Annotated in this window: 11 protein-coding genes; 10 read left to right on the top strand and 1 reads right to left on the bottom strand. The window is 48.1% G+C overall.

The features are described from left to right. Positions 1–89 precede the first annotated feature (89 nt). The 5 genes from lepA (at position 90) to hemW (ending at position 6,653) form a co-directional block, all read left to right on the top strand. Positions 90–1,913, top strand: coding sequence for a translation elongation factor 4 (gene lepA / locus ACFO4U_RS05805; RefSeq protein ID WP_196430887.1), 1,824 nt, complete (start codon positions 90–92; stop codon positions 1,911–1,913). A 114-nt stretch (positions 1,914–2,027) separates the two neighbouring features. Then, positions 2,028–3,098: a 3-phosphoserine/phosphohydroxythreonine transaminase gene (serC, locus tag ACFO4U_RS05800; protein ID WP_196430886.1), complete on the top strand. Its 1,071-nt coding sequence runs from the start codon at positions 2,028–2,030 to the stop codon at positions 3,096–3,098. Beyond that, on the top strand, positions 3,076–4,239 hold the full coding sequence (locus ACFO4U_RS05795; RefSeq protein WP_214781524.1) for a phosphoglycerate dehydrogenase: 1,164 nt from the start codon (positions 3,076–3,078) through the stop codon (positions 4,237–4,239). The genes serC and ACFO4U_RS05795 overlap by 23 nt, the downstream gene beginning before the upstream one ends. Before the next feature lie 10 nt (positions 4,240–4,249). Beyond that, positions 4,250–5,431, top strand: a complete 1,182-nt coding sequence (locus tag ACFO4U_RS05790) for a DUF1015 domain-containing protein (protein WP_215243818.1) — start codon at positions 4,250–4,252, stop codon at positions 5,429–5,431. A 67-nt stretch (positions 5,432–5,498) separates the two neighbouring features. Next, positions 5,499–6,653, top strand: coding sequence for a radical SAM family heme chaperone HemW (hemW, locus tag ACFO4U_RS05785; RefSeq protein ID WP_214690739.1), 1,155 nt, complete (start codon positions 5,499–5,501; stop codon positions 6,651–6,653). A 44-nt stretch (positions 6,654–6,697) separates the two neighbouring features. On the opposite strand, the gene ACFO4U_RS05780 is transcribed toward hemW, so the two are convergent. Continuing rightward, positions 6,698–7,303: a DUF1054 domain-containing protein gene (locus ACFO4U_RS05780; protein WP_215243819.1), complete on the bottom strand. Its 606-nt coding sequence runs from the start codon at positions 7,301–7,303 to the stop codon at positions 6,698–6,700. 199 nt (positions 7,304–7,502) lie between these two features. On the opposite strand from ACFO4U_RS05780, the gene hrcA reads away from it, so the two are divergent. The 5 genes from hrcA (at position 7,503) to prmA (ending at position 13,160) form a co-directional block, all read left to right on the top strand. Continuing rightward, a complete protein-coding gene (gene hrcA / locus ACFO4U_RS05775; protein WP_074036577.1) occupies positions 7,503–8,525 on the top strand; it encodes a heat-inducible transcriptional repressor HrcA in 1,023 nt (340 codons plus the stop codon). A 17-nt stretch (positions 8,526–8,542) separates the two neighbouring features. Beyond that, the gene (grpE, locus tag ACFO4U_RS05770; RefSeq protein ID WP_012726667.1) at positions 8,543–9,130 is read left to right on the top strand and encodes a nucleotide exchange factor GrpE; all 588 of its coding nucleotides are present in this window, start codon (positions 8,543–8,545) and stop codon (positions 9,128–9,130) included. A gap of 29 nt (positions 9,131–9,159) precedes the next feature. Beyond that, a complete protein-coding gene (dnaK, locus tag ACFO4U_RS05765) occupies positions 9,160–10,986 on the top strand; it encodes a molecular chaperone DnaK (protein ID WP_012726666.1) in 1,827 nt (608 codons plus the stop codon). A 110-nt stretch (positions 10,987–11,096) separates the two neighbouring features. Further along, positions 11,097–12,203 carry a molecular chaperone DnaJ gene (gene dnaJ, locus ACFO4U_RS05760; RefSeq protein WP_012726665.1) on the top strand — a complete coding sequence of 369 codons (1,107 nt, stop codon included), beginning with the start codon at positions 11,097–11,099 and terminating at the stop codon, positions 12,201–12,203. 18 nt (positions 12,204–12,221) lie between these two features. Continuing rightward, positions 12,222–13,160, top strand: coding sequence for a 50S ribosomal protein L11 methyltransferase (gene prmA, locus ACFO4U_RS05755; RefSeq protein WP_078147163.1), 939 nt, complete (start codon positions 12,222–12,224; stop codon positions 13,158–13,160).

Here is a 13,160-nt window from a genome sequence, read left to right as displayed (position 1 = left end):
TGTGGTATTGTTGTAGTAGGTCGTACACATTACTTTAGGATTTTGATATAATGACACGGTATGCATGAGAAGGATAGGTGAACCCATATATGAACAAACAAGAATTAGAGAATCGTCAGAAGAAGATTCGCAACTTTTCCATCATCGCGCACATCGATCATGGAAAGTCGACGCTCGCTGACCGGATTCTTGAGAAGACTGGTGCACTCACGGCTCGTGAGATGAAAGAGCAGACGCTTGACGCGATGGACTTGGAGCGCGAGCGTGGAATTACAATCAAATTGAACGCCGTCAAATTGAACTATACGGCGAAAGACGGAGAAGAGTATATTCTTCACTTGATCGACACGCCAGGACACGTCGACTTCACATATGAAGTGTCACGTTCGCTTGCGGCATGTGAAGGTGCGATTCTCGTCGTCGATGCAGCGCAAGGAATTGAAGCGCAAACCCTTGCGAACGTTTATTTAGCACTCGATAACGACCTTGAAATCATTCCGGTCATCAATAAAATCGACTTGCCGTCAGCGGATGTCGAGCGGGTCCGTCAAGAGATTGAAGACGTCATCGGACTCGATGCGAGTGATGCGGTCCCGACTTCTGCAAAAGCCGGAATCGGGATTGAAGAGATTCTCGAACAAATCGTGGAACTTGTCCCTCCGCCGACAGGTGACCCGTCTGAACCATTGCAAGCACTGATTTTTGACTCATACTATGACGCTTACCGCGGTGTCGTCGCATCGATTCGTATCGTGAACGGTTCAGTCAAAGTAGGAGACAAAGTTCAAATGATGGCGACTGGCAAGACGTTCGAAGTGACGGACCTCGGTGTGTCGACGCCAAAACCGATCTCTGTTAAAGAATTGAACGTAGGAGACGTTGGTACGCTTTCTGCATCCATTAAAACAGTAGGAGATGTTCGCGTCGGGGATACGATCACACTTGCTAAAAACCCGGCAACGAGTCAGCTACCTGGTTATCGCAAGATGAACCCGATGGTTTACTGTGGTTTGTATCCGATTGATGCGGCTAAGTACAATGATCTTCGTGAGGCACTTGAAAAGCTCCAGCTCTCAGATGCCGCACTCGAGTTTGAACCAGAGACGTCGCAAGCGCTCGGTTTTGGTTTCCGTTGTGGATTCCTCGGCATGCTTCATATGGAAATCATTCAAGAGCGAATTGAACGTGAGTTTAACATCGACTTGATTACGACGGCACCATCGGTAATTTATCACGTGACGACGACTTCAGGCGAAGTAATTCACGTCGATAACCCATCGAAGATGCCAGAGCAACAAAAAGTCGATTCGATTGAAGAGCCATACGTCAAGGCGGCTGTCATGACACCAAACGACTACGTAGGTGCAATCATGGAACTTTGCCAGAAGAAACGCGGAACGTTCATCGATATGCAATACATCGATACGACTCGCGTCAAAATCACGTACGAGATTCCGCTCAGTGAAATCGTCTATGATTTCTTCGATCAGTTGAAATCGAGCACGAAAGGCTACGCGTCTCTCGATTATGAGTTGATCGGCTACCGTCAATCGCGTCTCGTGAAGATGGATATCTTGCTCAATAACGAAATCGTCGATGCCCTCAGCTTCATCGTTCACCGTGACTTCGCGTACGAACGTGGGAAGGTCATTGTTGAGAAGCTTAAAGCTCTCATTCCACGGATGCAGTTCGAAGTTCCAGTCCAAGCGGCCGTTGGAACTAAAATCGTCGCACGTTCTACGATTAAAGCACTTCGTAAAAACGTTTTGGCTAAATGTTATGGGGGAGATATCTCACGTAAACGGAAACTCCTCGAGAAACAAAAAGAAGGTAAGAAGCGCATGAAGATGGTCGGGTCCGTCGAAGTCCCGCAAGAAGCGTTTATGTCTGTTCTCTCTATGGACGAAGAATAATGAGTTTGAGTCGCCCTGATTTTCGAATCAGGGCGATTTTGTATTTCAGGCAGGAAATGCCCTTTCATATAAGGAAGAGTAAACCCTTAGACAGACTATAGAGGAGGAAACACCGTGTCGACGTATACATACTCTGCGGGTCCTGGCATGCTACCGACAGAAGTGATGCAAGAGATTCAACAACATCTTTTGACGTTTGAGTATGAAGGCGTTTCGATTATCGAAACGAGTCATCGCTCAGCGTCTTTCGAACGTGTGGTCGACTCTCTTGAATTGAGATTGAGAAGACTCATGCATATCCCTGAGAATTACGCTGTGCTTTGGCTACAAGGCGGTGCGACGTTACAATTTTCAATGATTCCGATGAATTTACGGAAGCGGAATCGATTCGCTTATGTGGATACGGGCATCTGGTCTAAAAAAGCGATGGAAGATGCGAAACACTTTGGAGAGGTCGATGTCATTCACCCATTGGTAGATGCGACGGGAAAGATGTCGTTTGAATCGAGCCTTGTCCAAGAGGTGGACTATCTCCATGTGACACTGAACAACACGATTGAAGGGACTCGATTTACACATCTCCCTGAAATCGATGTCCCGCTGATTGCAGATGCTTCCTCGAACATTCTAGCCGAGCAAATCGATGTGGAGCGCTTCGGGGTGATTTATGCCGGAGCCCAAAAGAATATCGGACCTGCAGGACTGACGGTCGTCATCATCCGTCGGGATTTGATTCAGTCGCTTGAGTTGCCGAGTTATCTTCAGTATGGGTCACATGTCGATACGTTATTCAATACACCATCGACCTTCAGCATGTATGTAGCAGAGCGTGTATTGAAGTGGGTGGAAGACCGCGGAGGCGTCGAAGCGATGGAACGATTGAATCATCAGAAAAGTGACAGGGTCTATTCCTATCTTGAAGAGTCGACCTGCTTTTCTCCAATTGTTTCGGGGGAATGTCGTTCATTGACGAACATCCCATTTACAACGGGAGATCAAGAGATGGATCGGCGATTTGAACGATACGCTTTAGAACGTGGATTGCTCGAACTCGGTGGTCATCGTTCGGTAGGGGGCTTACGTGCAAGTCTGTATAACGCGATGCCGCTAGAAGGGGCAGAACGCCTCGTCGACGTCATGAGAGCATTCGAGGAGGAAACCCATGTATCACATCAAAACATTTAATCAAATCGCTGCCGCTGGTCTGAAACGATTTGAGCCAAGCGAGTACGTCATCAATGCATCGGATCAAGCCGATGCTTGGGTACTGAGAAGTCATCAAGTCCACGAAGAGGATATCCCTCCCTATCTTCTCGCCATCGCTAGAGCAGGGGCCGGTGTCAACAACCTTCCGCTCGATAAACTTGCGAAGCGAGGAATCGTCGCGTTTCATACACCTGGTGCGAATGCGAATGCGGTGAAAGAACTCGTCCTTGCGAGCATGATCCTCTCGGTACGACCCATTGTGAAAGGACTCAATTGGGTGAATGAACAGACTATCGCATCGCAATCGCAATTAGAAGAAGCGATGGAAGTGCAAAAACGACAATTCCTCGGAGCGGAGTTGCGAGGCAAAAAAGTAGGGATTATCGGTCTAGGAGCCATCGGTGCGTCGCTAGCCAACGATCTTCTCCAGCTTGGGGTCGATGTTATCGGATACGATCCCCATCTCTCGGTTGATGCCGCCTGGAATATTTCGAAACACGTCACGCGTGCCAAACATTTAAGTGAGGTACTGGGAAATGTTGACTTATTGTCGATTCATATGCCTTTGACTGAGGAGACTCGATTCAGCATTGACCAGAGTTGGTTCGAACGGATGAAACCGGGGATGACTGTTTTGAACTTTGCGCGAGGAGAGCTCGTGAAAGATGATGACTTATTGAAGGCGTTGCATCATCATGTGGGACTGTATGTGACCGACTTCCCCCGTCACACGTTGATTGGTCATCCGCAAGTCATGGCACTGCCTCACCTCGGTGCATCGACTAAAGAATCGGAAGTTAATTGTGCCATTCAAGCAGTGGAGACGCTGAAGTTGTATCTCGAGACAGGGAATATTCGTTCGTCTGCTAATTTTCCGAACGTCGAGCTTCCTTACACCGGTAAACGCCGTCTTGGAATCTTGCATCGAAACGTCCCGAACATGGTCGGTCAAATCACGGGAGAACTTGCCTCACATGGATTGAATATCGATAACATGGTCAATCGTAGCCGCGGGGAGATGGCGTATACGTTGATTGATTTAGACAACAGCGAGCATGAACCGTTATCGATTCATGCGCTGTATGAAATACAGGGCGTCATTCGCGTCCGGGAATTTTAAGGAGGATCTTATGGTCGTATTTAAACCGTTCAGCCCTTATATGCCAGCGCATCCGGAACGTGTCGCCGCAGACCCGTACGATGTCGTATCGATTGAAGAGGCGCAAGCCGTCATTTCAGAAAATCCTGATTCTTTTTTAGCAGTTGATAAGCCGGAAGCACTTCAATCCGACCTTTCGCTTGAGAAGTGGGGGGATTTGGCGCGTCATGAGCTAGAACGTCTCTATGAGAAGGAGTTGACGGAACGTCCGAATGGATTTTACGTCTATCGATTGACATCGGGACAACGTCAGCAAACCGGTTTAGTCGCCACCTTTTCAGTCGCGGATTATGAAGCCGGTCGAATCAAGATTCACGAACATACACGGGAGGCGAAGGAGCGGGAACGTGTCGAGCATGTCCGGGCAACACGAGCGCACACCGGTCCCATTCTCCTCAGTCATCCTCCACATGCAAACTTGAAGCAAATCTTACATGCTGCGACAGACGGAAACCCGTTGTTCTCGTTCACGGATGAACGAGGCGTCATGCATGAAGGATTCATGGTTCCAAACCGTGAACTCGCTCGTGTCATGATGATTGGCGCAACCATCCCGGCGATTTACATTGCGGATGGACATCACCGTGCGAAAGCGGCAACGGTCGTTTCCGGGATGAGTGGGGATCGTTCTCAAAATAATGAACGTACACACTTCTTAGGTGTCCTCTTCCCGAGTGACGAATTGACGATTTTGCCGTATCATCGCGTGCTGACAGCGATTAGTCCAGAAGAGGTAGAGAATATGTTAGACGGACTCTCGTTTTCATACATAATCAATGAGGAGGATGGTCTTGTCCTGCCGAAAGAACATGGCGTCTTCGGAGTCGCCTATCGAGGGAAATATTATCAGTTGACGAAACGGCAAGAGGACAAGGCGCTAGACGTTGCCATCTTACAACGAGATATACTAACGCCGTACTTCAACGTCGAGGATATTCGTACAGACGCGAGAGTCGATTTTGTCGGTGGGAACAAGACGGCCTCGGAATTAGAAAAGCTGACTAAAGTACCAGATCGATTGCTTTTCACGTGCCATGAGACAACGATGTCACAACTGATGCGCGTGGCGGATGATGGTGGCCAGATGCCTCCAAAATCAACCTGGTTCGAGCCGAAATTGAAGAGTGGTTTATTCATTCATCGATTCGATTGATGGCGCAGGCTGGAAAGAACAGACGAAAAGCGTTATAAATGGAATGAGAAGAAAGGGGTGGCCGAAATTGGCTAAAGCCGTATATCTTCACATTCCATTTTGTGAACATATTTGTTATTACTGTGATTTCAACAAGGTGTTTTTAAAAAATCAGCCTGTTGATGCTTATTTAGATGCATTAGAGCGAGAGATGGTATTGACGCTCGAGGCGTTTCCGACAGAGCGGATTGATACCATCTTTATCGGAGGCGGGACACCGACCGCGCTCAATGAGGAGCAGATGGCGCGCCTGATGGATATGGTCCGCCAACACCTTCTGCCACTCGCGTCAGATGACCTCGAATATTCTGTCGAAGCGAACCCGAACTTTGTGAGTGCGGAAAAGCTTGATACGATGAAAGCAGGTGGCGTCAACCGACTCAGTTTCGGTGTCCAGACGTTTGATGATGGTGGACTGGAGCGCATCGGCCGTACGCATCGTGCGGATGATGTGTTCGAGACGGTAAGTGAAGCGGCAAAACGCTTTGACAATATCTCGATTGACCTGATGTTTGGTCTTCCGGAACAAACACTTGAACAAATTGACCGTGATTTAGAGCTAGCGCTTAAATTACCGATTCAACATGTATCCTCTTATTCGTTGATTCTCGAACCGCATACCGTCTTTGCGATTCAAGATCGAAAAGGGAAGCTCCGTTTACCGGGAGAAGATGTCGAAGTCGAAATGTACTTGAAAGTGATGGAGACGCTTGAACGCCATGGTCTCCAACAATATGAGATCTCCAACTATGGCTTGCCTGGTCGGGAGAGCCGTCACAATCAAGTGTATTGGCGCAATGAAGAGTACTATGGATTCGGAGCCGGAGCGCATAGTTATTTGAATGGGACACGTCGCGCCAATATCGCTCCAATTCCTCACTATATTAAAGCAGAAGGCATCCCTGTGAAACGGGTGACCGAACTAGAAGAAGTGGAAAAGATGGAAGAAGAGTTATTCCTCGGCCTGCGTATGCGTTCCGGGGTCTCGCTTCAGACGTTTGAACAAAAGTACGGAGTGTCGCTCGATGATGTGTTCGGTCACGTCATCGAAGAGTTGGTGAAGAAGTCACTGATTGAACGGACGGACACACATATCCGTCTAACGGCATCCGGTTTGCCACTCGCCAATGAAGCCTTTGCAGCCTTTATTGGAGAAGCAAAACTTGAACATGCTGATTCATAAAAAAATGGACAAGTCCCTCGTGAGGATTTGTCCATTTTCTTATATTACAAGACGAGATCACGATAGAGCGGTGTAAGCCGACCGAACGTGTCTTCGACCAACGCGAGAAATGCGTCTTCATTTTGAAGAATCGACGCATCGGCAGGAAGTTGACGGCCGATCAAGAAATCAGCCTTTTTCACAGTGCCGAATCGCTCAAGTAGCGATTGAATGTCTTCAGTTGACGTATCTTCAACAAGAAACGCTTCTTTTTTCATATGGTCGCCCGCGATATGGAAATCAGAGAATGTTGATTTCAAATCGATTTGTTGCAGGTGTTTCGCGATGGCGTCTTTGTTCGGCATCTCATAGATGAACGCAAGCCAAATGAAGACACGATCGTCGAAAAGCCCAACTTGTAAGTGTGGATGTTTTTTGTACCCGCGTTTGTCGTGACAAATCGCCATCCACGTATCTTTCGGTGGGTTCACCGTCCGACGAGCGTGCTTCGCCACATGCAAATAAAGGGGGATACCGACATCAGCCTCAAGCCCTGGCCCGACCTCGTCATAAATCCGATGGAAGAGCGGTTGAATATCCGAACGGATGCCAGACATTCGTTCGTCGAGTCCATCCTGTTTAAATACATTAAATTGTTTTGTTGTAAACATTTAATCACCTCATCATCTATTCTACCGAAATGGGCTTTTATTTTCATTTCGTAGGTTTGCTATCGTGAAAAAAGGTGAAAAAATCCGAGTGTATGAATTGACAAATAGTGAGAACATGATAATATTTGAAGTGTGATTAGCACTCGTTAAATATGAGTGCTAATAAAGCGGGGTAACCTTTTCAGAGAGGAGTGATGTTGTGCTGACAGATCGACAATTGCTCATTCTTCGAGCCATCATTGACGATTACATCCAGACGGCTCAGCCGGTCGGTTCGCGGACGTTGTCGAAACGGGACGATTTGACGTTTAGTTCAGCAACGATTCGGAATGATATGGCCGATTTGGAAGACATGGGGCTGATTGAAAAACCACATACTTCTGCAGGTCGCATCCCGTCAGAGGTCGGCTATCGATATTACGTGGACCACCTCGTCGAGAAGCAGATCATCGACGAACGGGAGACAGGTCGACTAGAAGAACGTTTGAAACAATCTTCAAAAGAGTCTGAAATCCTGATTCGACAAGCTGCAGATCTCCTTTCTGATTTGACCAATTATACGACGGTCGCCCTCGGTCCGAACAGCCAAATGGAAACGTTGGCCCGTGTGGACTTTATGCCATTAGACGAGCGGCGTGGTGTCGTTCTCATCGTCACGGATCAAGGTCACGTCGAGCATCGTACCGTCATGTTTGAATCGCGTGTCGCTCCTGACGTCATCGAGGAAACGATTCGACTGTTGAACGACCGCCTTGTCGGAACGCCAATCGGACAATTGAAAATCCGGATTGGGGAGGAAGTTGCCAAATTGCAACTCGCTCAGCGACAGCAGTACGAGAACATGATGCAACTGATTCAATCGACGCTCGGAATCCAAACGCCGTCTTCGCTTTATCTCGGGGGCAAGAAGAAAATCTTCAATCAACCCGAGTTTCAGACGCTCGACACGTTACGCCCATTCCTAGAATGGATTGATGAGCAAGAACGATTGACGCACTGGCTCGAATCGTTGCCAAATCGTGAGATTTATGTGAGCATTGGGAGCGAGAACGGAATTGTCGCCCTTCAAAATTGTAGTGTCATCACCTCGGATTATACACTAGACGGAAAAACATTCGGTACAATCGCTATGATTGGTCCAACGCGTATGAATTACCGTCATGGTGTCCAAATGATGGGACAAATTATCGAAGCGTTGCGACGAACGAAACTAGATGAGTGACGGAAAGGAGTTTTATTATGACAGCAGATCACCAAAACGGGCACGAGCAAGATGACGTGCTTGAAGAAAAATCTGTAGACTCGGCACAAACAGAAGAGAATGAGTCGACTGAATCAAATGAAGATGAGGTTTTAAATGCTGAGATTGTGGAAGAAAGTTCTGAGGGGACGGACTTACAAAAAGAAATCGAAGCGTTGAAAGCGAGCGAGCTCCGCATTCGTGCCGACTTTGACAACTTCCGTCGTCGGACGAACGAAGAGAATGCCAAACGCGTCAAGTTTGCTTCACAGTCTGTCATTGAAAAATTGATTCCGCTCATTGACAACTTTGAGCGTGCACTTCAAGTAAACGCAACTTCAGAAGATGCGAAGCAGATTCAATCGGGAGTAGACATGATTCATCGTCAACTACTTGACGTATTAAATGCTGAGCAAGTCGAAGTGATTGAAGCAGTCGGACAGCCGTTCGACCCGAATTTCCATCAAGCAGTCATGCAAGAACCGAGCGATGAGTTCGAGTCAGGTATCGTGACGATGGAGCTTCAAAAAGGATATACGATGCATGGTCGAGTCATTCGCCCGAGCATGGTAAAAGTCGCAGAATAACACTACTTAACGAGACGGAGGAATAAACGATGGGTAAAATTATCGGTATTGACTTAGGGACTACAAACTCATGTGTGGCAGTAATGGAAGGTGGCGAAGCCGTCGTCATCTCAAACGCAGAAGGTAACCGTACGACTCCTTCGGTTGTCGCATTCAAAGGAGAAGAGCGTCAAGTCGGTGAGGTCGCGAAACGTCAGGCTATCACGAACCCGAATACGATCCAATCAATCAAACGTCACATGGGAACATCACATACAGTTGACGTAGACGGTAAGAAATTCACACCACAAGAAATCTCGGCAATCATTTTGCAGAAGTTGAAGAAAGATGCTGAAGACTACCTCGGTGAATCAGTCACGGAAGCCGTCATCACAGTTCCTGCATACTTCAACGACGCGGAGCGTCAAGCGACAAAAGATGCTGGTAAGATTGCTGGTCTTGATGTCAAACGGATCATCAACGAGCCAACAGCTGCGGCACTCGCTTACGGTTTAGATAAAGGTGAAGACCACACGATTTTGATCTATGACCTCGGTGGCGGTACGTTCGACGTTTCGATTCTTGAACTTGGTGACGGTGTATTCGAAGTTGTCGCTACAGCTGGTGACAACCGTCTCGGTGGAGATGACTTCGACCAAAAAGTCATCGACTACCTCGTTGCAGAATTCAAAAAAGAGAACGGCATTGACCTCGGCAAAGACAAGATGGCACTTCAACGTTTGAAAGATGCTGCCGAAAAAGCGAAGAAAGACCTTTCAGGTGTCACAAGCGCACACATCAGCCTTCCGTTCATCACAGCAGGTGAAGCAGGTCCGCTCCACTTGGAGATGACACTCACACGTGCGAAATTCGAAGAATTGACGGCTGACCTTGTCGAACGCACAATGGAACCGACGCGTCGTGCTTTAAAAGATGCAGGACTTACACCATCTGACCTCGACAAAATCATTCTCGTCGGTGGTTCGACACGTATCCCTGCTGTTCAAAAAGCAATCCACGACTTCACGAAGAAAGAGCCGTTCAAAGGGGTTAACCCGGATGAAGTTGTTGCACTTGGTGCAGCAATTCAAGGTGGAGTTCTTGCCGGAGACGTGAAAGACGTCGTTCTTCTCGACGTGACTCCACTCTCACTCGGTATCGAGACAATGGGTGGCGTGATGACGAAACTCATCGATCGTAACACGACAATCCCAACATCGAAATCACAAGTGTTCTCGACTGCAGCCGATAACCAGCCTGCTGTTGACATCCACGTCCTTCAAGGGGAACGTCCGATGGCACCAGACAACAAGACACTTGGTCGCTTCCAATTGACGGACATCCCACCAGCACCACGTGGTGTGCCGCAAATCGAAGTAAAATTCGATATCGATGCAAACGGAATCGTTCACGTATCGGCGAAAGACCTCGGTACGAACAAAGAACAATCGATCACAATCCAATCTTCTTCAGGTATCGATGAGGCGGAAATCGAGCGTATGGTGAAAGAAGCAGAAGCGAACGCAGAAGCAGATAACAAACGTAAAGAAGAAGCAGAACTTCGCAACGAAACAGACCAACTCGTCTTCGCGACAGACAAGGCAATCAAAGATCTTGGTGAGCAAGTAGAAGAGGCGGACAAAGAAAAAGCAGAAGCTGCGAAAGAAAAAGCGAAAACTGCTCTCGAAGGTTCAGACCTTGAGGCGATCCGTACAGCCAAAGACGAATTGTCAGCTGTCGTTCAAGAGTTGACGCAAAAAGTATATGCTAAAATGGCTGAACAGCAAGGTGCTGAAGGCGCAGAACCACAGGCGGAAGCGAAACAGGACGATAATGTCGTGGACGCAGAGTTTGAGGATCTCGACGACCGTAAATAAACAGCCGTTGTAAAGGAGAGCGCCAAAGCAGGTTTCTGCTTTGGCTCTTTCCATGTTAAGGTAGAATCGGTAAAATCGATACGTAGTTAGTGAGGATAGGAGCGAGAATAGTGGCGAAACGAGATTATTATGAAGTGCTCGGGCTCGACAAGTCGGCCTCAGCACAAGACATCAAGCGGGCATATCGAAAATTAGCCCGTCAATATCACCCGGACATCAACCAAGAAGCAGATGCTGCCGACAAGTTCAAAGAGATTGGTGAAGCGTATGAAGTACTCTCAGACGAACAGAAACGGGCCCAGTATGACCGATTCGGTTTCGAAGGGGCCAATCAGTTCGGCGGTGGAGGTGACTTCCAAGGCGGCTTCGGAGATATCTTTGACATGTTTTTTGGAGGCGGTGGGCGCCGTCAAGATCCGAATGCACCACGTCGCGGTGAAGACTACCAGTACGTCGTCGATCTCGACTTCATGGAAAGTGTCACAGGTAAAACAGAGACGATTGAACTCGAAATCGAAGTAGAATGTGACACGTGTATGGGAAGCGGAGCAAAACCGGGCACGAAACCGGAAACGTGTAACCGATGTGGCGGTAGCGGCGTCGAAACGGTCGAACAGAACACGATTCTCGGTCGTATGGTCAATCAGCGTCCATGTAGCCAGTGTCACGGAAGTGGTAAGACGATTAAAGAAAAATGTCCGACTTGCCATGGTTCAGGTCATGTGAAGAAGAAACAAACCGTCGAGGTCAAAATCCCAGCCGGTATCGATAACGGTCAACAGATTCGTCTCTCTGGTAAAGGTGGTCCAGGCGTGAACGGTGGTCCAGCAGGAGACTTATACGTCGTCGTTCGTGTCAGAGCACATGAGATCTTTGAACGTGTCGACCAACACATCGCAATGGATATGCCAATTACATTCGCCCAGGCTGCTCTCGGTGCGGAAATCGAAGTACCAACAGTTCACGGGAATGTGAGCTTGAAAGTACCTGCAGGGACACAAACCGGTTCGAAATTCCGTTTACGCGGTAAAGGAATGCCGAGTGTTCGTGGTGGTGCAAATGGTGACCAGTATGTCAGTGTCATCGTGATGACGCCGAAAAACATGACAGACCGTCAAAAAGAGTTACTGCGTGAATTTGAAGAAATTAGCGGAGAGTCCGGTGTCGAAGAGGAACATGGCATGTTCCAAAAAATGAAAAAGTTCTTTAGTCACTAAAAGGAGTGTGTACGAACGATGAAATGGTCTGAAATTTGTGTCCACACGACACAACTTGCGGTAGAAGCAGTATCCAATTTACTACACGAAGTGGGGGCACAAGGTGTCGTCATCGAGGACGTGGAAGATTTCGACAGAATGATGGCGGAGGACCATTTCGGAGAAATTTGGGACGTTTCGGATCGTGAAACGTATCCAACTTCTGGCGTACACGTCAAAGCGTATGTCCCGGCCTCAGGTGATTTTCAAGATTTACTTTCGAATCTTAAAAAAGAAATCGAACGACTTCGCACGATGCTCGACATCGGATCTGGAGACGTCACGGTCGCTGAAATCGATGAAGAGGACTGGGCACACTCTTGGAAGCAGTATTATAAGCCGGTAAAGATTTCGCAACAACTAACCATCGTTCCTTTATGGGAAGAGTACACCCCGCAGCCGGAAGAGAATGTGATTTTGCTTGACCCGGGTATGGCGTTTGGCACAGGAACGCATCCGACGACAATGCTCTGCATTCAAGCGATTGAGAACTACATCCAGGAAGGTGACCGTGTCATTGATGTCGGTACAGGATCGGGTGTATTGTCGATTGCAGCAGCAAAACTTGGTGCAACGAAGGTAAAGGCACTAGACTTAGACTCGGTCGCAGTCGAAGCTGCTCGTCAAAACGTTGAGACGAACGGAGTGGGCGAACTCGTTCAAGTGGACACAGGTGATCTTCTGAAAGGTGTGGAAGGCGAGTACGATTTAGTCGTAGCGAACATTCTTGCTGACGTCATTCTCCTTTTCATCGAAGACGCCTATGCACGTACGAAGTCAGGTGGGCGCTTCATCACCTCTGGAATTATCGGAGAGAAGCGGGCTGAAGTGACGAATGCTTTGGTCGCTGCTGGATTTGAGATTGAAGAGACGCGCGTGATGGAAGACTGGGTCGCGATTATCGCCAAGAAGGGGTAA

This window comes from Exiguobacterium profundum, assembly GCF_042652865.1.
In the GTDB taxonomy this organism is placed as follows: domain Bacteria; phylum Bacillota; class Bacilli; order Exiguobacteriales; family Exiguobacteriaceae; genus Exiguobacterium; species Exiguobacterium profundum.
This window is presented reverse-complemented; position numbering and strand designations above follow the sequence as displayed.